Source organism: Kitasatospora sp. McL0602, assembly GCF_052076145.1.
Classification (GTDB): domain Bacteria; phylum Actinomycetota; class Actinomycetes; order Streptomycetales; family Streptomycetaceae; genus Kitasatospora.
The window spans coordinates 2,509,036-2,527,824 of the sequence record NZ_CP197246.1 but is presented as its reverse complement, the minus strand read 5'-3'; the positions used below and the strand labels follow the sequence as shown (position 1 = coordinate 2,527,824).

Here is an 18,789-nt window from a genome sequence, read left to right as displayed (position 1 = left end):
GCTCACGAAGCGTCAGGCACACGCTGGGCAGAGACCACGGTAAGTGATCTCCGCGCCCGAGATGACGAAGCCGAAGCGCTCGTTGGCGGGCAGGGCGGCGATCGGGTCACCCTGGGGGTGGACGTCACGGATCGCGCCGCAGCCGGAGCAGATCAGGTGCTGGTGGGCGTGGTGGGCGTTGGGGTCGTACCGCTTGGCACGGCCGTCGGTCGAGACCTCCAGGACCTCGCCGAGGGTGACGAGTTCGCCGAGGGTGTTGTAGACCGTCGCGCGGCTGATCTCGGGGAGCCGGCCGACGGCACGGGCGTGCACCTCGTCGGCGGTGAGGTGCACGTGCTCGCCGTCGAGGACTTCGGCGACCACTCGCCGCTGCGAGGTCAGCCGCCAACCGCGTCCGCGGAGCCGTTCAAGCAGGTCACTCATGGGGTCAGGGTAGCAAGTTTCTCAAGTTGGTGTGAGTGTTGACTTAGACAAAGTCCAAGCTAGGATCAGTCTTAATCACGACCGGATAACGCGGAGGTGCTCCCTTATGACTGCCCAGGACGAGCTGCGGCCCACGCTGACCACGGAGGCCGGCGCGCCTGTCGCCGACAACCAGAACACGGAGACAGCGGGCATAGGCGGCCCCGCCCTGATCCAGGATCAGCTGCTCTTCGAGAAGCTCGCGCACTTCAACCGCGAGCGCATCCCGGAGCGCGTGGTGCACGCCCGCGGCGCCGGCGCGTACGGCACCTTCACGGTGACCGCCGACGTGACCCCGTACACCCGGGCGAACTTCCTCGGCGAGATCGGCAAGCAGACCGAGACCTTCCTGCGCTTCTCGACCGTCGCGGGCAACCTCGGCTCGGCCGACGCCGTCCGTGACCCGCGCGGCTTCGCGCTGAAGTTCTACACCGAGGAGGGGAACTACGACCTCGTCGGCAACAACACCCCGGTGTTCTTCATCAAGGACGCCATCAAGTTCCCCGACTTCATCCACACCCAGAAGCGCGACCCGTACACCGGCTCGCAGGAGGCGGACAACGTCTGGGACTTCTGGGGCCTCTCGCCCGAGTCGACCCACCAGGTGACGTGGCTCTTCGGTGACCGCGGCATCCCGGCGACGCTGCGCCACATGAACGGCTACGGCTCGCACACCTACCAGTGGCAGAACGAGGCCGGCGAGTACTTCTGGGTGAAGTACCACTTCAAGACCGACCAGGGCATCAAGAACCTCACCCAGGACGAGGCCAACAAGCTCGCCGGTGAGGACCCGGACAGCCACCAGCGCGACCTGCGCGCGTCGATCGAGAACGGCGACTTCCCGAGCTGGACGGTGCAGGTGCAGATCATGCCCGCCGCCGACGCCGCGAACTACCGCTTCAACCCGTTCGACCTGACCAAGGTCTGGCCGCACGCGGACTACCCGCCGATCGAGATCGGCAAGCTCGAGCTCAACCGCAACCCGGAGAACGTCTTCGCCGAGGTCGAGCAGTCGATCTTCTCCCCGTCGCACTTCGTCCCGGGCATCGGGCCGTCCCCCGACAAGATGCTCCAGGGCCGCCTGTTCGCGTACGCGGACGCCCACCGCTACCGCGTCGGCATCAACGCCGACCACCTGCCGGTGAACCGCCCGCACGCCACCGAGGCGCGCACCAACAGCCGCGACGGCTACCTGTACGACGGCCGCCACGGCAAGGCGAAGAACTACGAGCCCAACAGCTTCGGCGGCCCGGTGCAGACCAACCGCCCGCTCTGGTCGTCGGTGCCGCTGGTCACCGGTGCGACCGGCAACCACGAGGCCCCCTCGCACGCCGAGGACACCGACTTCGTGCAGGCCGGCAACCTCTACCGCCTCTACTCGGAGGACGAGAAGGCCCGCCTGGTCGCCAACCTGGCCGGCTTCATCGCCAAGGTCTCCGCCGACCGCGAGGACATCGTCGAGCGCGCGATCGACAACTTCCGCCAGGCCGACGCCGACTACGGTCAGCGCCTGGAGGCGGCCGTCCGCGAGCTGCGCAAGCAGCAGTAGCAGGCAGCAGTAGGCGGCACCCCGAAAGCAGCGGGCCCCGAGGTCGGATCAACCGACTTCGGGGCCCGCACCCATTCCGCTGCCGCGGCTACACGCTCAGCAGCCGCAGCGCGTCCTCGTGCAGCAGCCCGTTCGAGGCCACCGCGTCCGCGCCGCCGGGGCCGGGCACGCCGTCCAGCCCGGTGAACCGGCCGCCGGCCTCCTGGACGATCACGGCCGGGGCGGCCATGTCCCACAGGCTCAGCTCGGGCTCGGCGGCGATGTCGACGGCGCCCTCGGCGAGCATCATGTACGACCAGAAGTCCCCGTACGCCCGGGTCCGCCAGCAGGCGCGGGTCAGGTCGAGCAGGGCGTCGAGGCGCCCGCGCTCCTCCCAGCCGGAGAGCGAGGAGTACGAGAACGAGGCGTCCTCCAGCCGGGAGACGCCGGAGACGTGGATGCGGCTCGCCTTGGCGAGGCTGCGCCCGGCGTACGCGCCGAGGCCGTCGGCCGCCCACCAGCGGCGGTTCAGCGCGGGGGCGGAGACGATGCCGACGACCGGCCGCTCCTCGCCACCCGGCCCGACCTCCAGCAGCGCGATCAGGGTGGCCCAGACCGGCACGCCCCGGATGTAGTTCTTGGTGCCGTCGATCGGGTCGATCACCCAGCGGCGCGGGCCGGTGCCCTGGAGGCCGAACTCCTCGCCCATCACGGCGTCGCGCGGGCGGGCCCGCTGGAGCACGCTGCGGACGAGCTCCTCGGCGGCCTTGTCGGCGTCGCTGACCGGGGTGAGGTCGGGCTTGGTCTCGACGCGGAGGTCCAGCGCCTTGAAGCGCTCCATGGTGATCGAGTCGGCCGAGTCGGCGAGGACGTGGGCGAGTCGGAGATCGTCGTGGTAGTCGGCCATGCTCGAAACCCTAGCGAGCCGCCCGCCTTCCCGACAGCCGGGCTCGCAGGGCGGGACGGCCCGAGTGCGACTCAGTGGCCGGAGCCGCTGAGTTGCAGCCCGACCACCCCGGCGATCACCAGGCTGATCGAGACCAGTTTGAGCACCGAGGTCGACTCGTCGAGCCAGATCATCCCGTAGATCGCCGTGCCGGCCGCGCCGATGCCCGTCCACACCGCGTAGGCGCTGCCGACCGGCAGGGTCTTGAGCGAGAGCGTCAGCAGACCGAAGCTGCCGAGCGCGAAACAGGCGAAGCCGACCGTCGGCCAGAGCTTGGTGAAGCCCTCGCTCAGCTTGAGGTTGATCGCGAAGCCGGTCTCCAGCAGGCCCGCGAGGACCACCATGGCCCATGCCATCAGCCTGACTCCCTCTCCGCCGGGAGGGCCGGTGGTCCGACCGTCCTATCCACTGATCTTCCTATTCTGGCCAGGACGGAGCGGTCCGACACTTCTGACGGTCCGAAAGAGAGCGATCAGTCGCCCTCGCGGGCTTCCTTGGAGGAGAGCAGGCGGCGCAGCGAGTAGAGCCGGGCCTGTTCGGCGTGGCCGTCGGCGACCCAGGCGTCGAGGGCGCAGTCGGGCTCGTCGTGGCTGCAGGCGCGCGGGCAGCCCTCGGTGCCGGGCTCCAGGTCGGGGAAGGCGAGGATGACCCGGGAGGGGTCGATGTGGGAGAGGCCGAAGGAGCGGAAGCCGGGGGTGTCGATGACCCAGCCCGGGTCGAGCGCCTTCTTCGAGCCGGGCTTGACGCCGGGCGGCGGCGGGAGCCGCAGGGCGAGCGCCGAGACGGTGGTGTGCCGCCCGCGCCCGGTCACCGCGTTGACCACGCCGGTGGTCCGCTGGTGCAGCGGCACCAGCGCGTTGACCAGGGTGGTCTTGCCGACGCCGGAGTGCCCGATGAAGACGGTCGAACGCCCGCGCAGGTACTCGCGGACGGCCTCCGCGCCCTCGGTGGCCAGCTCGTCCCGCCGGGTCACGACGTACTGGATGCCCAGCGGCGCGTACGCCTCCAGCAGCGGTTCGGCCGGGGCGAGGTCGGCCTTGGTGAGCACCAGCAGCGGCTCCATGCCCGCGTCGTAGGCGGCGACCAGGCAGCGGTCGATCAGCCGGGGCCGGGGCTCCGGGTCGGCGAGCGCCGTGACGATGGCCAACTGCTGGGCGTTGGCGACGACGATCCGCTCGTACGGGTCGTCGTCGTCGGCCGTGCGGCGCAGGACGGAGCTGCGCTCCTCGACCCGGACGATCCGGGCCAGCGTGTCCGGGTCCCCCGAGAGATCACCGACGATGTTGACGACGTCACCCACGACGACGCCCTTGCGGCCCAGCTCGCGGGCCTTCATTGCGATGACCTCGCGCTCGTTCTTGGTGCCGACGTCGACCAGGCAGGTCAGTCGGCCCCGGTCCACGGTGAGGATCATGCCGTCGGCGGCGTCCTCGTGCTTGGGCCGGATCCGCGTCCGGGGCCGGGATCCCTTGCGGGCCGGGCGGTTGCGGATGTCGTCCTCGTCGGCGTCCTTGCCGTAACGGCGCATGGTGCTCGTCCCCCCGTCAGACCTGGCCGAGGAGGTCGGCCCACATCCGGGGGAAGTCCGGCAGGGTCTTCGCGGTCGTCGCGACGTTCTCCACCTCGACGCCCTCGACCACCAGGCCGAGCACGGCGGCGGCGGTGGCGAGCCGGTGGTCCTCGTAGGTGTGGAAGACACCGCCGTGCAGCTTGCGCGGGCGGATCCGCAGACCGTCCTCGGTCTCGGTGACGTCGCCGCCGAGGTCGTTGATCTCCTTGGCGAGCGCGGCCAGGCGGTCCGTCTCGTGCAGGCGCAGGTGCGCGATGCCGTAGAGGTGGGACTCGGAGTCGGCCAGCGCCGCCACGGCGGCGATCACCGGGGTCAGCTCGCCGACGTCGTGCAGGTCGGCCTCGATGCCGGTGACCCTGCCGGTGCCGGTGAACTCCAGGCCGTCCTCGGTGAAGCGGCAGGAGCCGCCCATCGCGGTGTAGATCTCGCGCAGCTGGTCGCCCGGCTGGTAGGTGTGCTTCGGCCAGTCCCGGACGGTGACCTTGCCGCCGGTCACCAGCGCGGCGGCGAAGAACGGCGCGGCGTTGGAGAGGTCGGGCTCGACCACCACGTCCCGGCCGATCAGCGCGCCGGGGGTGACCCGCCAGACGTCCTTCTCGCCGCCGTCCTCCGGCGCGTCGACCTGGGCACCGGCCTTGCGGACCATGTCGACCGTCATCCGGATGTGCGGCAGGGAGGGGACGGAGCCGCCGACGTTGCGGATCTCCACGCCGTTGTTGTAGCGGGCGCCGGAGAGCAGCAGGGCGGAGACGAACTGCGAGGAGGACGAGGCGTCCAGCTCGACCGGGCCGCCGTCCAGCGAGCCCGCGCCGTGCACGGTGAGCGGGAAGCCGCCGCGGCCGCCGTCGTCGATCCGGGCGCCGAGCGCGCGCAGGGCGTTGATCACGCCGTGCTGCGGCCGCTCGTACGAGCGCGGGTCGCCGTCGAAGTGCACCGGGCCGTCGGCCAGCACCGCGACGGGGGGCAGGAAGCGCATGACGGTGCCCGCGTTGCCCACGTCCACCTGGGCCGGGCCGCGCAGCCGGCCGGCCGGGATGACCCGCCAGGCCTCGCCGCCGCCGGTGCCGCCGGTCGCGGCGTTGACCGTCTCCTCGATGGTGACGCCCAGGGCGCGCAGGCCGTCCGCCATCAGCTGCGAGTCGCGGCTGCGGAGCGGGTGGCGCACCCAGCCCGGCCCGTCGGCGAGCGCCGCAAGCACCAGCGCACGGTTGGTCGCCGACTTCGAGCCGGGGATGGTGACGGTCGCGTCGACGGCAGCGGTCGCGACGGGGGCGGGCCACAGGGCTTCAGTCATGCGGCTAAGTCTAGGGGCCGGGCCTCGCGGCCCCGGGAGCGCGGCCCTCCGGGGTCACCCCTGGTTGACCAGCCAGCTGCCGCCGGCCAGCAGGCTGGCGAGGGCGACGACGAGGAAGAGGGTGACCCAGAGCGCGGCGCCGACACCGGTGAGGCGGGCCAGCTGGTCGGCGTCGGAGTCGCGGGCCCCGCCCCGGCGGCGCTTGCTCTGGAGCTCGACCACGGGCCGGACCCCGGCGAGCAGCAGGAACCAGCAGCCGAGGTAGGCGAAGGCCGCCTGGAGCTGGCTGCCGCCGTACCAGGAGATCAGGAAGAAGGCGGCGCCGGTCAGCACGACGGACAGCACGCCGAAGGCGTTGCGGATCATCACCAGCAGCCCGGCGAGCAGCGCGATCGAGATCCACAGCAGGGCGGTGACGTGGTGGGCGGAGAGCAGGGCCGCGCCGCCGAGGCCGAGCAGCGGCGGGGCGGTGTACCCGGCGGCGGCGGTGAGGATCATGCCGGGGCCGGTGGGCCGGCCGGAGGAGATCGTCAGGCCGGAGGTGTCGGAGTGCAGGCGGATGCCGGAGAGCCGCCGCCTGGTCAGCAGCGCGGCGAGGCCGTGGCCGCCCTCGTGCGCGATCGTCACCACGTTGCGGCTGAGGCGCCAGACGGGGTGCGGCAGGATCGCCAGCAGGGCTAGTGCGCCGGCGCCGAGCACGAGCCAGCGCGGCGGGTCGGGCTGGGTGCCGATGACCCGGTGCCACACGTCCGCGGTGTCCATACCCCTACCTCCTTGGTGGTGCCGATCCGGCAGCCTCCCATGCCAGGACGGTCCGGCGGTACTGTCCGGTTCTGGCCCGCTGTGGGTGAGGGCCTGGCTACGCTGGTCGTATGTGCGGTCGATTCGCCTCAACCACCAAACCCGAGGACCTGGTCGAGATCTTCGGCGTCGAGCAGTGGGACACCACCGAGACCATCGCCCCGAGCTGGAACGTCGCGCCGACCGACCCGGCGTACGTGGTGCTGGAGCGCGCGCCGAAGGGCGGGCCGGAGCCCGTCCGGCAGCTGCGGGTGCTGCGCTGGGGGCTCGTCCCGGCCTGGTCGAGGACGGCCGAGACGGCGGTGAAGATGATCAACGCCAGGGCCGACACCGTGCACGAGAAGCCCGCCTACCGGCAGGCCTTCGCCGCCCGTCGCTGCCTGATCCCGATCGACGGCTACTACGAGTGGCAGACCATACCGACGGGCAAGGGCAAGCCCCGCAAGCAGCCGTACTTCGTGAGCCGCGCCGACGGCGGCGTGCTGGCGCTGGCCGGGCTGTACGAGTTCTGGCGCGACCGCACCCGGCCCACCGACGACCCCGGCGCCTGGCTGGTCACCTGCACCGTGGTCACCACCGAGGCCGAACCGCTGCTGGCGCCGATCCACGAGCGGATGCCGCTCTTCCTCGACCGGGGCGCCCACGACGCCTGGCTCGACCCGGCCCGCACCGAGCCGGAGGAGCTGCGGTCGCTGCTGGCGGCGCCCCCGCCCGGCGCGCTGCAGGCCGTCCCGGTCTCCCCGGCGGTCGGGAACATCCGCAACAACGGGCCGGAGTTGCTGCGCCCGCTGGCTCCGGAGGCCGTGGACACTGGGGACTTCACCCTGTTCTAGGAGTTCCAGGAGGCACCCCCGTGCAGCAGCAGACCGTCGCCACCCCGGCCGGGGACGCCCGCACCACCCGGTACCCGGCCGTCGGCCCGGCGAAGGCGCTGCTGGTGCTCGGGCACGGCGCGGGCGGCGGGGTCGAGGCGCGGGACCTCCAGGCGCTGGCCGGCGCGCTGCCGCCGCGCGGCATCGCCGTCGCGCTGGTCGAGCAGCCCTGGCGGGTGGCGGGGAGGAAGGTCGCGCCCGCGCCGAAGACGCTGGACGCGGGCTGGCTGCCGGTGCTGGCCGCGCTGACCGCCGAGTGCGCCGCCGACGGCGTGCCGGTGGTGGTCGGGGGCCGCAGCGCCGGGGCCCGGGTCGCCTGCCGGACGGCGCTGGAGACGGGCGCGGCGGCGGTGCTGGCGCTGTCCTTCCCGCTGCACCCGCCGGGCCGCCCCGACCGCAGCCGGGCGGCGGAACTGACAGAGTCCGGGCGGCCGACCCTCGTCCTCCAGGGCGCCCAGGACACCTTCGGCACGCCGGAGGAATTCCCCGAACTCCCTTCCGGGCACCGCTTGGTGGCCGTTCCGTACGGGAACCACTCGTTCGCGGTGCCCAAGCGCGCGCCGTACGGGCAGGAGGAGGCACTGGAGTTGATCACCGGCGCGGCGGGCGACTGGCTGCTTGAGCTATTCGGCTGAAGCGCCCGGGAATTGGGACTCCTCCTGGGGTATCTCGCCGATTGCGGGAATGTCCGTGGGGGCAACCGGGTTTACACCTACCGTCAGCAGGTGTTCCGGTGGAAAGGCAGGGCAGATGGGTTCGATCGCGTGCCCCGAGCGATCCGGCAGGCGTGAGGCGGCAGCCGCCCTCACCCCCGTCTGGTCGGACTGGCTTGTCGCGGGCGAGAAGCCCGTCAGCCCGATATCCTCGCTCTCGGGTGGGCCCGCCGTGGGCTTCATCCGCCATGCCGAGGAGGTGGGTCCGGTCGTCGGGACCGAGGACGAGGCCGAGTCGGGCAGGGTCGTGCCGGTGAGCGAGGTGCTCACGGGTGACGAGCTGGCCGAGGCGATCGGCGAGGACACCTTCCGGGTGTCGGCCCAGGAGACCGAGGAGGCCCGGCGGGAGCGCTTCGAGCGCGACGCCCTGGGCTACCTGGACCCGATGTACTCCGCCGCGCTGCGGATGACGCGAAACCCGGCCGACGCCGAGGATCTGCTCCAGGAGGCGTTCGCCAAGGCGTACGCGTCCTTCCACCAGTTCCGTGAGGGCACGAACCTCAAGGCGTGGCTGTACCGCATCCTCACCAACACCTTCATCAACTCGTACCGCAAGAAGCAGCGCGAGCCGCAGCGGACGGCCGCCGAGGAGATCGAGGACTGGCAGCTGGCCCGCGCCGAGTCGCACATGTCGACAGGTCTGCGCTCGGCCGAGGCCCAGGCACTCGACCACCTGCCGGACAGCGACGTGAAGGACGCCCTCCAGGCGATCCCGGAGGAATTCCGGATCGCGGTCTATCTTGCCGACGTAGAGGGCTTTGCGTACAAGGAGATCGCGGACATCATGGGAACACCCATCGGTACGGTGATGTCCCGGCTGCACCGTGGCCGCAGGCAGTTGCGCGGCATGCTGGAGGATTACGCCCGCGAGCGTGGGCTCGTCCCGGCAGGCAGCGGGGCAGGGCAGGAAGCGAAGGGCGCGGGCTCATGAGCTGCGGCGATCCGCACGACACCGAGTGCGGAGAGGTGCTCGACCACCTCTACGAATTTCTCGACAACGAGATGAACGAAGGCGACTGCGTCAAGCTGCGCGTGCACTTCGAGGAGTGCTCGCCCTGCCTGGAGAAGTACGGCCTCGAACAGGCGATCAAGGCATTGATCAAGCGTTCCTGCGGCTGTGACGACACCCCGGCCGATCTGCGCGGCAAGGTGCTGGCCCGGATCGACGCGATCCGGTCCGGACAGCGCAGCCGGGCCGCCGAGGCGACCGTCACCGAGTAGCGGCTGTCACGGAGTGGCCGGACGGGCCCCTGCCCCGACTCGTACAGGGGTACGAGGAGCGGCCCAATCTCACTCGTTCGGGTGAGCTGTGGCCGTGTCGGCCGGGCCGATCCACGATGAAGGGCTCAGGGCGGTCGGGCGAGCCCTATCCTCCTGACGGGCCCTCATGGTGAGGCGCCCCAAGGGCACTGGGGTCGTGGCGCGGTGGCGGAGATCGCTGGCGGAGGCGAGGGCGCGGCGCTGCCGAGGGCGGCCGTGCGGTACGCGGTGGTGGTGCTGCTCGCCGCCGCCGTCTGCCTGCTGAGCCCGGCCGTCGTGCCGGGCCTGCGCGGCGCGGTCGACTGGCCCCGGGTCGGGCTGCTGGTCTTCCTGCACGCCTGTTGGGACGCGCTCGCCCAGGGCCTGCCCACCCCCTGCTTCCGCCTCGCACGCCGGATCGCGCGCCGCCCGGTCGCCTGCGCGGAGCCCGCGCCCCGCCCCGGCGTCGCCTTCTTCCCGGTGCTCTTCGCCGGAGCGCTGATGCTGCCGCCCGCCGCCGCCGCGCTGATCGCCGTACCCGCCGCCCTCTCCGCCCACGCACCCGAGCCCTGGCGCCGGCTGCGCCGCTGCTGGAACGCGGCGCAGCTCGCCCTCGCCGCCTTCGCCGCCGCCGTCGTCTTCCGGCTGCTCGGCGGCCCGCAGCTGCTGCTCGGCTCGCGCTTCCCCGGCGCGGTACTGCCCGTACTGGCCGCCGTCGCGGTGTTCTGCCTGGTCAACGCCGGTCTGGTGGCCGGGATGCGGCGGCTCGCCGAGCCCTGCCGACGGCAGGTGCTGCGCCCCGGGGTGCTGCTGCCCGTACTCGTGCACGGGGCCGGCGGGCTGATGGTCGCGGTGCTGTGGCAGGGCCCGTACGGTGCGTTCGCCGCGGTGCTCGCGCTGCTGCCGCTGTCGATCTCCGCCTGGGTCTTCGCCGAGGGGCACCGCGAGCGGACGGCCCATCAGGCGGCCGTCCAGGCGCTGGTGCAGGCGGTGGAGATCAAGGACGCGTACACCAGGGGGCACAGTGAACGCGTCGGCCGGGCCGCCGTGCTGATCGCCCGGCAGCTCGGGATGGCCGAGGACCGGCTGCGGACGCTGCACTTCGCCGGGACGCTGCACGACGTCGGCAAGCTCGGCGTCGCCACCGAGCTGCTGCGCCGCAACGGGCCGCTCACCGAGGCCGAGCGGCGGGCGGTCGAGACGCACCCCGTCTTCGGGCACGAGCTCGTCCGGGAGATCGCCTTCCTCGGCGAGGCCCGCGCGGGCATCCTGCACCACCACGAGCGGCTCGACGGGCGCGGCTACCCCGCTGGGCTGGCGGGCGAGAGCATCCCCGAGTTCGCCCGGATCATCTCCGTCGCCGACGCCTTCGACTCGATGACCTCCACCCGCTCCTACCGGCGCGGTCGGCCCGTGCCGGAGGCCGTCGCCGAGCTGGAGCGCTGCGCCGGGAGCCAGTTCGACCCGGCGATGGTGCACGCGCTGGTCGCCGCCGTCGCCGAGCACGGCTGGGAGCCCGCGCTGCCGCCGCCCGGCGGCTGGGACGGCGAGGTGCCGGACATCCCGCTCGGCGTCCCCGAACCCGCCCGGCGCCGCGCCGTGCGCTCCGGCGGTCCGGCGTGAGCTCGGTGCGGGTGGTGCACCTGGCGGCGGCGGCGCTGCTGTTCACCGCCGTCGGCTCGGTCGTGCGGTCGGGCGTCCGCGAGCCCGCGGTGGCGTCGGCGTTCACGGTGGTGATCGCGCTCGGCGAGCTCGCCCGGATCCGGCTGCCGGGCGGCCGGGAGCAGGCGCCGATCGGCGCGGCCGTCGCCCTCGCGTACGCGCTGCTCGGGCCGCTGCGGGGGCTGCCGACCACGCACGGCGTGCTCCAGGCCGTCGTGGTGACGGCGGCGGGGATGCTGCTCGGCTCCTTCGGCCGGCGGGCCCGGCGGGCGGACGCGCTGGCCCGGCGGCTGCTCGTGGTCGGCTTCGCCGCCACGCTCTTCCAGCCGCTCTACAACAGCGGCGCCCTCGACCGGGTGCCGCTCTCCGGGCCCGCGTACGGGGCGTTCCTCACCGGGGTGGCGGCACTCACCGCGCTCTGCGACGCGACGCTCGGCGCCCTGCTGCACCGGGCCAGGACGGGCCTGCGGTTCACCGCCGCGCTGGAGGACGAGCTGCACTCGCTGCTCGGCATCGGCTCGGCGATCGTCGCCACCGGGATGCTGATCAGCCTGCTGGCCGGGGAGGTCGGGCTCTGGGCGCTGCCGGTCTTCTGCACACCCCTGCTGCTCGCCCAGGCCTCCTTCCGCCGGGCCGCCGCCGTCCGGGCCACCACCGGGCAGACCATCGAGACGCTGTCCAGAGCCACAGAGATCGCCGGGTACACCCCCGTCGGCCACGCCCGCCGGGTCGCCGACACCGCCTGCGCACTCGGCCGCGAGCTGGGCCTCGGCACCCGCGAACTCGCCCTGTTGGAGTACGCCGCGCTGATGCACGACATCGGCCAGCTGTCCCTGGTCGAGCCGGTGCCCGACGGCGCGACGGCGCTGCTCGGGCAGCCCGAGCAGCAGCGGATCGCCCGGCTCGGCAGCGAGGTCATCCAACGGACGGGCGTGCCCCGGCAGGTCTCCCGGCAGGTCGCCAGGCTGGCCGACCCCTACCGCCGCCCGGACGGCAGCCACGACCGCTCACTGCCGCTGGCCGCCCGGATCATCCGGGTCGCCAACGCCCACGACGACCTGCTGACCGCCGCCCTCGGCCGGGGGCTGACCGGCGCCACCGCGCGGCGCGCGGCCCTGGAGCAGCTGCGCCGGGACACCACGGCCGGGTACGACCCCCGGGTCGTCGAGCTGCTCGCGAAGGGCGGCGGGGAGCCGAAAACCCGCGTGGGGAGCGCGGCCCGGGGGCGCCGTGGTTGGATGCGGTCATAGCGTGGAACACCGGAGGCGGGGCAGCTCCCCGACCCTCGCAGGCAGCTACCGGCGGACGACAGACGGCAAGGACGGAACGTGAGGATCTTCCACCGCACACGGCACCGGCCGTCGGCCACCTGGCGGCAGACGACCGACCGGGCCTTCACGCTGATCGGCGACGGCCGGTACGAGGACGCCGGGGCGCTGCTGGTGATGGCGGCCGACCTGGAGCCGTGGCTCTCCGACTCCTGGTTCAACCTCGCCCTGCTGCACAAGTTCCGCCGCGACTGGGACCAGGCACGCACCGCCGGGCTGCGCGCCGTCGCCCTGCTCGACCGCGAGCACGGCGCACCGGACTGGTGGAACCTCGGCATCACCGCCACCGCCCTCCAGGACTGGTCGCTCGCCCGGCGCTCCTGGCAGGCCTTCGGGCTGCGGCTGCCCGCCACCGCCGCACCGGCCGGCCCGGTCGAGCTGGACCTCGGCACCACGCCGGTGCGGCTCTCGCCGGACGGCGAGTCCGAGGTGGTCTGGGGCCGCCGGCTGGACCCGGCCCGGATCGAGGTGCTCTCCATCCCGCTGCCCTCCTCCGGCCGCCGCTGGGGCGAGGTGGTGCTGCACGACGGCGCCCCGCACGGCGAGCGCGTCACCGACGGGGTGGCGTACCCCGTCTTCGACGAGATCGAGCTCTGGGCGCCCTCGCCGGTGCCGACGTACGTGGTGCTGCTGCAGGCCGCCACGGCCGCCGACCGGGACGCGCTGGAGCGGCTCGTCGCCGACGCCGGGTACGCCGCCGAGGACTGGACGGCCTCCGTCCGGCTGCTCTGCCGGGCATGTTCGGAGAGCCGGATGGCCACCGACGACGGCAACAGCACGCACCACGACCCGCACGACGACGGCGACGCGGCGCACCCCGGCCACCTCAGCCACCTCAGCGGCAGCAGCGGGCTCTCCTGGCTGGCCGAGCGCGAGTGCGGCATCGCCGCCCCGGCCGGGCTGGTCCGGACGCTGCTCGACCGCTGGGTCGCGGCCTCGCCGGTGACGCGGGCCTACCGGGACCTCGAAGAGGTCTGCTGACCGGCGAAAGTAAGGGCTACCGGGTGGGGCGGGGCCGTACTCTTGAGCGGTACAGCCGGAGACGTCAGGAAAGCGAAGCAGCGATGGCCGAGCAGCACGACCACGACCATGACCACGACCATGGTCACGAGCACGACCACGAGCACGGCGAGGCCGCCCCGGAGATGAAGGTGGTCGGCGAGGAGCATGACCGCTCCAAGGGCACGGCCCGCCCGATCACCGTGGTCGGGAACCCCGTCCTGCACCACGAGTGCAAGGACGTCACGGTCTTCGACGAGGCGCTCTCCGCGCTGATCGACGACATGTTCATGTCGATGTACGCGGCCGAGGGCGTGGGCCTGGCGGCCAACCAGATCGGCGTCGACACCAAGGTGTTCGTCTACGACTGCCCGGACGACGACAACACCCGGCACATCGGCCACGTCGTCAACCCGGTGCTGGAGCCCTTCCCGGCCGACCGCCGCCGCGCGCTCGACGACGGCAACGAGGGCTGCCTCTCCGTACCCACCGCGTACGCCGAGCTGCCCCGCCCGGACTACGCCGCCGTCACCGGCCAGGACAAGCACGGCAACCCGATCCGGGTCGAGGGCACCGGCTTCTTCGCCCGCTGCCTCCAGCACGAGACCGACCACCTGTACGGCTTCCTCTACATCGACAAGCTGTCGAAGCGCGACCGCAAGGACGCCCTCAAGCAGATGGCCGAGGGCACTGCGAAGTACGCGACGGTGTCGAACGACTGACGCACCGTCGGTGAACGACGGAAGGGCCGGCGCTCACCAGCGCCGGCCCTTTGTCATGCGTGGGGCCTAGAAGTCGTCGTCGAAGGAGACCGAGCCCTCGACCGCGACCTGGTAGGCCGAGACGCGGCGCTCGAAGAAGTTGGTCAGCTCCTGGACGTTCTGCAGCTCCATGAACCCGAAGGGGTTGGTGGAGCCGTAGCGGATCGGCATGCCGAGGCGGGCGAGCCGCTGGTCGGCGACGGCCTGGAGGTACTCGCGCATGGACGCGGTGTTCATGCCGGGGAGGCCCTCGCCGCAGAGGTCCTGGGCGAACTGGAGCTCGGCCTCGACGGCCTCCTCCAGCATCTCGGTGACCTGCTTGGCCATCTGCTCGTCGAAGAGCTCGGGCTCCTCCGCGCGGACGGTGTCGACCACGGAGAAGGCGAAGTCCATGTGCATGGACTCGTCCCGGAAGACCCAGTTGGTGCCGGTGGCCAGGCCGTGCAGCAGGCCCCGGCTGCGGAACCAGTACACGTACGCGAAGGCGCCGTAGAAGAACAGGCCCTCGACGCAGGCCGCGAAGCAGATCAGGTTGAGCAGGAAGGCCCGGCGGTCGTCCTGGGTCTGCAGCGAGTCGATGTGGTCGACCGCGTTCATGTACTTGAAGCAGAACTGGGCCTTCTGGTGGATGGAGGGGATGCTCTCCACCGCGTCGAAGGCGGCCGCGCGGTCTTCCGGGTCGGGCAGGTAGGTGTCGAGCAGCGTCAGGTAGAACTGGACGTGCACGGCCTCCTCGAACAGCTGCCGGGACAGGTAGAGCCGGGCCTCGGGGGAGTTGATGTGCTTGTAGAGGCTCAGCACCACGTTGTTGGAGACGATCGAGTCACCCGTCGCGAAGAAGGCGACCAGGCGGCCGATCATGTGCCGCTCGCCGTCGCTGAGCTTGGCGAGGTCGGCGACGTCGGAGTGCAGGTCCACCTCCTCGACCGTCCAGGTGTTCTTGATCGCGTCCCGGTACCGGTCGTAGAACGACGGGTACCGCATCGGACGCAGCGTCAGCTCGAAGCCCGGGTCGAGCAGCATCTTCTCGCGAGCGGGCGTCTCGGGGGTGGTCACTGGCAGGCCTCGCAGGACTCGGGGTTCTCCAGGGAGCAGGCGAGCGCTGCCTCCTCCTCGGGGGAGAGGGTCGGGGACGGCACCGGGACGGCCGCACGGACGCTGCTGGACGCGGCCTGGGCGATCCGGGTGGCCGGGCGCGAGCGCAGGTAGTAGGTGGTCTTCAGACCGACCTTCCAGGCGTACGCGTACATCGAGCTGAGCTTGCCGATGGTCGGCGCGGCCATGAAGAGGTTCAGCGACTGGCTCTGGTCGATGTACGGCTGCCGGGCGGCGGCCAGGTCGATCAGCGCGCGCTGCGGCAGCTCCCACGCGGTGCGGTAGAGCGAACGGACCTCGGCGGGCAGCCAGTTGAGCTCCTGGACGGAGCCGTTGGCCTCGCGCAGCGCGTCCCGGGTCTGCGTGTCCCAGACGCCCAGCTCCTTGAGCTCGCTGACCAGGTACGGGTTGACCTGGAGGAACTCGCCGGAGAGGGTCTCGCGCTTGAACAGGTTGGACACCTGCGGCTCGATGCACTCGTACACGCCGGCGATCGAGGCGATCGTCGCCGTCGGCGCGATGGCCAGCAGGAGCGAGTTGCGCAGGCCGGTCTCGGCGATGCGCGCCCGAAGGGCCGTCCAACGCTCCGCCCAATGGGGGGCGGTGTCGAAGTGGTCGATGTGCAGCTGGCCACGGGCGGCGCGGGTCTCGGCGTACGCCTCGTGGCGGCCGAGCTGCTCGGCGAGCTCGCTGGAGCGCTCGTAGGCGACCAGCATGATGCGCTCGGCGATCAGGGTGGAGAGCTGCTTGGCCTCGGCGGAGTCGAAGTCGAGCCGGAGCTTGAAGAAGACGTCCTGGAGGCCCATCACGCCGAGGCCGACCGGGCGCCAGCGGGAGTTGGAGGCGCCGGCCTCGGGGGTCGGGTAGAAGTTGATGTCCACCACGCGGTCGAGGAAGGTGACGGCGGTGCGGACGGTCGAGTCCAGCCGCGCCCAGTCCATCGCGTTCAGCAGGTCCGCTGGGGTGGCACCGGCGGCGACGTGGGCGCCGAGGTTGACCGAGCCGAGGTTGCAGACGGCCGTCTCGGAGTCGTCCGTGACCTCGAGGATCTCGGTGCAGAGGTTCGAGGAGTGCACGGTGCGGCCGGGCACGGCGGTCTGGTTGGCGGCGCGGTTGGAGGCGTCCTTGAAGGTCATCCAGCCGTTGCCGGTCTGCGCCAGGGTGCGCATCATCCGGGCGTAGAGGGTCTGCGCGGGGATGGTGCGGACGGCCTTGCCCTCGGCCTCGGCCTTCAGGTACGCGGCGTCGAAGTCGGCGCCCCAGAGGTCGACTAGCTCGGGGGTGTCGGCGGGGGAGAAGAGTGACCAGTCGGTGCCGGCGTTGACGCGGCGCATGAACTCGTCCGGGATCCAGTGGGCGAGGTTCAGGTTGTGCGTACGCCGGGCCTCCTCACCGGTGTTGTCGCGAAGCTCCAGGAACTCCTCGATGTCCGCGTGCCAGGTCTCCAGGTAGACGCAGGCCGCGCCCTTACGGCGGCCGCCCTGGTTGACGGCCGCGACGGAGGAGTCGAGGGTGCGCAGGAACGGCACGATGCCGTTGGACTTGCCGTTGGTGCCCCGGATCAGCGAGCCGCGCGAGCGGATGCGGGAGTACGAGAGGCCGATGCCGCCGGCGTGCTTGGACAGCCGGGCGATCTGCGCGTAGCGCGAGTAGATCGAGTCCAGGTTGTCGAGCGGCGAGTCCAGCAGGTAGCAGCTGGACATCTGCGGGTGCTTGGTGCCGGAGTTGAAGAGCGTGGGCGAGGAGGGCAGGTAGGAGAGCGCGCTCATCAGCGCGTACAGCTCGGCGACCTCGCGGACGGACTGCTCGCTGTCGCCGACCGCCAGGCCGCAGGCGACACGGAGCAGGAAGTGCTGCGGGGTCTCGATGACCTTGCGGGTGATCGGGTGGCGCAGCAGGTACCGGGACTGCACGGTGCGCAGGCCGAAGTACTCGAAGCGGTCGTCGCCCCGCTGGTCGATCAGCTCGTCCAGGCTGTCGGAGTGCTTGGCGACGAAGGCCGCGGTGGTGTCGCCGATCAGGCCCTCGGCGTGGCCGACCTGGATCGAGGCGGAGAAGTTCAGCGCGCCCTGGCCGACGGCCTCGTCGGAGATCTCCAGTGCGAGCAGGCGGGCGGCGAGCTTCGAGTACTGCGGGTCCTCGGCGATCATCGAGGCGGCGGCCTCGACGGCCAGGCCGCGCAGCTCGGCGAAGTCGGAGCCGGCGTTGCGGCCGCGCAGGGCGGCGGCGGCGACGTGGCCCGGGTCCACCTGCGGGAGGTCGACGCTGCGGTCGGTGAGGAGCCGGAGGAGCGCAGCACCGGGGTCGGTCTGGGCGTGGTCGGCGGAACCCTGGGACGGCAGGGCAACTGCGATGGTCAAGGCGCTCTCTCCTGGCGGCGGCGGAACGACGAGGGGTGTCGTCGGGCCGGTCTGGGCGCAGGGGAATGGCGCGCGACGCACCTCGGGTGCGCGCGTTTCGACCCCCCGGCCCGCCCGCGAGGCCCGGACGTGTAGCTGTGCTGCAAGGCGTCTGCGGGGAAGCCGTGTGCACACCGTCGGCAGGTCATCGGACTCGCGGGGGCGTCTCGGGAGACGGCCGCTCACCGCTGCGGGGCAGTCTCAGATTCTCACTGAGTTCCCCTGCTTCGACAGCGAGAGCGAGCATACATGTTGTGGCGGAGGGAGGATGCGACCCCAGATGTAGTGCCGCGTGTCGTGGTCGGGTGGTAGCGGGGAGCCACCGTACGACCCGTCAGAAGCTGATCGCGTACGTCAGGAGGTCGATCCCCGGGCGCGGCGCCCAGTCCCGCTCGGGGGTACGGACGAAGCCCACCCGCTCGTAGATCCGGTGCGCCGCCTTCATCGAGGGGCGGGTGGAGAAGGCCATCCCGGCGAGCCCGAGCTCCCGGCTGCGGGCCATCGCGGCCCGGACGAGAGCCTCTCCGACACCCCGACCCTGGGCCGCCGAGGCGACCGCGAGCATCCGGATCTCGCCCTCGTGCGGCTGGGCGATGTCGGCCCATTCGGTGCCGCCGGTTGCGAACGTCACACAGCCGAGGACGCGGCCGTCGGCGTCGGCAGCGACGAGCAGCTCGGCCTCGTCGGCGCGGCGGCGGGGGTCGCGCAGGAGTTCGACGTACGGGCTCGCGGGGTCGGTGTGGCCGCCGCCGACGAAGGCCTCGACGGTGACGGCTCCGGCTGCTTCGAGGTCCTCTTCGCGGGCTCGGCGGATGACGATGTCCATCGGACAAGTGTGCCCGAAGAGATGTTCGAAGCGGCGGGCAGGGTGCCGCGCAGGCGGTCCGGCAGGGCCGGGTCGACGGGGTAGCCGGTGGGGCGGTGCCAGTTGTCGCGGCCGGTGCGGGCATGGCGGTCGACGTCCCGGCCGATCAGGGTGCCGAGCAGGCCGAAGCCGCCGACCGCGCCGAGCAGGCCGAGTGCGTTCGCGAAGGTCTCCGAGGTCATGCCCACCAGCCTTCCGGCCGCGGGCGGGCGTCACGAGTGGCAGGAACGACCTATTGCATCGAAATCCTGCCAC

At 72.2% G+C, this 18,789-nt stretch carries 18 protein-coding genes and 1 riboswitch; of the genes, 9 read left to right on the top strand and 9 right to left on the bottom strand.

Features of this window, described 5'->3' with window-relative positions; all coding sequences use genetic code 11:
* Positions 1 to 12: 12 nt before the first annotated feature.
* Positions 13 to 423: a Fur family transcriptional regulator gene (locus ACR68M_RS11365; RefSeq protein WP_441250333.1), complete on the bottom strand. Its 411-nt coding sequence runs from the start codon at positions 421 to 423 to the stop codon at positions 13 to 15.
* A 106-nt stretch (positions 424 to 529) separates the two neighbouring features.
* Here ACR68M_RS11365 and ACR68M_RS11360 point away from each other — a divergent pair, with 106 nt between their 5' ends.
* Positions 530 to 2,011 carry a catalase gene (locus ACR68M_RS11360; protein ID WP_441250332.1) on the top strand — a complete coding sequence of 494 codons (1,482 nt, stop codon included), beginning with the start codon at positions 530 to 532 and terminating at the stop codon, positions 2,009 to 2,011.
* A gap of 88 nt (positions 2,012 to 2,099) precedes the next feature.
* Here ACR68M_RS11360 and hisN read toward each other — a convergent pair whose 3' ends face one another.
* The 5 genes from hisN to ACR68M_RS11335 all read right to left on the bottom strand — a co-directional run bounded on the left by hisN (position 2,100) and on the right by ACR68M_RS11335 (position 6,562).
* Positions 2,100 to 2,897, bottom strand: coding sequence for a histidinol-phosphatase (gene hisN / locus ACR68M_RS11355; RefSeq protein WP_441250331.1), 798 nt, complete (start codon positions 2,895 to 2,897; stop codon positions 2,100 to 2,102).
* Positions 2,898 to 2,968: 71 nt separating this feature from the next.
* Positions 2,969 to 3,292, bottom strand: a complete 324-nt coding sequence (locus ACR68M_RS11350) for a DMT family transporter (protein WP_441250330.1) — start codon at positions 3,290 to 3,292, stop codon at positions 2,969 to 2,971.
* Between the two features lie 116 nt (positions 3,293 to 3,408).
* The gene (gene rsgA, locus ACR68M_RS11345) at positions 3,409 to 4,464 is read right to left on the bottom strand and encodes a ribosome small subunit-dependent GTPase A (RefSeq protein ID WP_441250329.1); all 1,056 of its coding nucleotides are present in this window, start codon (positions 4,462 to 4,464) and stop codon (positions 3,409 to 3,411) included.
* 16 nt (positions 4,465 to 4,480) lie between these two features.
* Positions 4,481 to 5,800, bottom strand: a complete 1,320-nt coding sequence (gene aroA, locus ACR68M_RS11340) for a 3-phosphoshikimate 1-carboxyvinyltransferase (RefSeq protein ID WP_441250328.1) — start codon at positions 5,798 to 5,800, stop codon at positions 4,481 to 4,483.
* 54 nt (positions 5,801 to 5,854) lie between these two features.
* Positions 5,855 to 6,562: a M50 family metallopeptidase gene (locus ACR68M_RS11335; RefSeq protein ID WP_441250327.1), complete on the bottom strand. Its 708-nt coding sequence runs from the start codon at positions 6,560 to 6,562 to the stop codon at positions 5,855 to 5,857.
* 110 nt (positions 6,563 to 6,672) lie between these two features.
* Between ACR68M_RS11335 and ACR68M_RS11330 the strand changes: the two genes are divergently transcribed.
* The 8 genes from ACR68M_RS11330 (at position 6,673) to def (ending at position 14,136) form a co-directional block, all read left to right on the top strand.
* Complete coding sequence (locus ACR68M_RS11330) at positions 6,673 to 7,434, top strand: SOS response-associated peptidase (RefSeq protein ID WP_441250326.1); 762 nt, start codon at positions 6,673 to 6,675, stop codon at positions 7,432 to 7,434.
* Between the two features lie 20 nt (positions 7,435 to 7,454).
* A complete protein-coding gene (locus ACR68M_RS11325; protein WP_441250325.1) occupies positions 7,455 to 8,108 on the top strand; it encodes an alpha/beta hydrolase family protein in 654 nt (217 codons plus the stop codon).
* A gap of 277 nt (positions 8,109 to 8,385) precedes the next feature.
* A complete protein-coding gene (locus tag ACR68M_RS11320) occupies positions 8,386 to 9,117 on the top strand; it encodes a sigma-70 family RNA polymerase sigma factor (protein ID WP_441251579.1) in 732 nt (243 codons plus the stop codon).
* Entirely contained in the window at positions 9,114 to 9,407 is a 294-nt protein-coding gene (gene rsrA / locus ACR68M_RS11315) for a mycothiol system anti-sigma-R factor (protein WP_441250324.1), read from the top strand. The genes ACR68M_RS11320 and rsrA overlap by 4 nt, the downstream gene beginning before the upstream one ends.
* 204 nt (positions 9,408 to 9,611) lie before the next feature.
* Positions 9,612 to 11,048, top strand: coding sequence for an HD-GYP domain-containing protein (locus tag ACR68M_RS11310; protein WP_441250323.1), 1,437 nt, complete (start codon positions 9,612 to 9,614; stop codon positions 11,046 to 11,048).
* Positions 11,045 to 12,337 (top strand): HD-GYP domain-containing protein, encoded by a 1,293-nt coding sequence (locus ACR68M_RS11305; RefSeq protein WP_441250322.1) that lies wholly within the window; start codon positions 11,045 to 11,047, stop codon positions 12,335 to 12,337. The genes ACR68M_RS11310 and ACR68M_RS11305 overlap by 4 nt, the downstream gene beginning before the upstream one ends.
* Before the next feature lie 78 nt (positions 12,338 to 12,415).
* The gene (locus ACR68M_RS11300; protein ID WP_441250321.1) at positions 12,416 to 13,396 is read left to right on the top strand and encodes a tetratricopeptide repeat protein; all 981 of its coding nucleotides are present in this window, start codon (positions 12,416 to 12,418) and stop codon (positions 13,394 to 13,396) included.
* A gap of 83 nt (positions 13,397 to 13,479) precedes the next feature.
* Entirely contained in the window at positions 13,480 to 14,136 is a 657-nt protein-coding gene (gene def, locus ACR68M_RS11295; protein ID WP_441250320.1) for a peptide deformylase, read from the top strand.
* A 66-nt stretch (positions 14,137 to 14,202) separates the two neighbouring features.
* Here the strand turns inward: def and ACR68M_RS11290 are convergent, their stop codons facing one another.
* The 3 genes from ACR68M_RS11290 to ACR68M_RS11280 form a co-directional block, all read right to left on the bottom strand.
* Entirely contained in the window at positions 14,203 to 15,198 is a 996-nt protein-coding gene (locus tag ACR68M_RS11290) for a ribonucleotide-diphosphate reductase subunit beta (RefSeq protein WP_441251578.1), read from the bottom strand.
* Positions 15,199 to 15,227: 29 nt separating this feature from the next.
* On the bottom strand, positions 15,228 to 17,630 hold the full coding sequence (locus tag ACR68M_RS11285; protein ID WP_441250319.1) for a ribonucleoside-diphosphate reductase subunit alpha: 2,403 nt from the start codon (positions 17,628 to 17,630) through the stop codon (positions 15,228 to 15,230).
* A gap of 161 nt (positions 17,631 to 17,791) precedes the next feature.
* Positions 17,792 to 17,922: riboswitch (cobalamin riboswitch) on the bottom strand.
* Positions 17,923 to 18,003: 81 nt separating this feature from the next.
* Positions 18,004 to 18,495, bottom strand: coding sequence for a GNAT family N-acetyltransferase (locus tag ACR68M_RS11280; RefSeq protein WP_441250318.1), 492 nt, complete (start codon positions 18,493 to 18,495; stop codon positions 18,004 to 18,006).
* Between the last annotated feature and the right edge of the window lie 294 nt (positions 18,496 to 18,789).

Coding starts and splice junctions, on each gene's coding strand:
- ACR68M_RS11330 (WP_441250326.1), top strand. CDS start 6,673: ATGTGCGGTCGATTCGCCTCAACCACCAAACCCGAGGACCTGGTCGAG.
- ACR68M_RS11350 (WP_441250330.1), bottom strand. CDS start 3,292: ATGGCATGGGCCATGGTGGTCCTCGCGGGCCTGCTGGAGACCGGCTTC.
- ACR68M_RS11290 (WP_441251578.1), bottom strand. CDS start 15,198: ATGCTGCTCGACCCGGGCTTCGAGCTGACGCTGCGTCCGATGCGGTAC.
- ACR68M_RS11365 (WP_441250333.1), bottom strand. CDS start 423: ATGAGTGACCTGCTTGAACGGCTCCGCGGACGCGGTTGGCGGCTGACC.
- def (WP_441250320.1), top strand. CDS start 13,480: ATGGCCGAGCAGCACGACCACGACCATGACCACGACCATGGTCACGAG.
- aroA (WP_441250328.1), bottom strand. CDS start 5,800: ATGACTGAAGCCCTGTGGCCCGCCCCCGTCGCGACCGCTGCCGTCGAC.
- hisN (WP_441250331.1), bottom strand. CDS start 2,897: ATGGCCGACTACCACGACGATCTCCGACTCGCCCACGTCCTCGCCGAC.
- rsgA (WP_441250329.1), bottom strand. CDS start 4,464: ATGCGCCGTTACGGCAAGGACGCCGACGAGGACGACATCCGCAACCGC.
- ACR68M_RS11280 (WP_441250318.1), bottom strand. CDS start 18,495: ATGGACATCGTCATCCGCCGAGCCCGCGAAGAGGACCTCGAAGCAGCC.
- rsrA (WP_441250324.1), top strand. CDS start 9,114: ATGAGCTGCGGCGATCCGCACGACACCGAGTGCGGAGAGGTGCTCGAC.
- ACR68M_RS11360 (WP_441250332.1), top strand. CDS start 530: ATGACTGCCCAGGACGAGCTGCGGCCCACGCTGACCACGGAGGCCGGC.
- ACR68M_RS11335 (WP_441250327.1), bottom strand. CDS start 6,562: ATGGACACCGCGGACGTGTGGCACCGGGTCATCGGCACCCAGCCCGAC.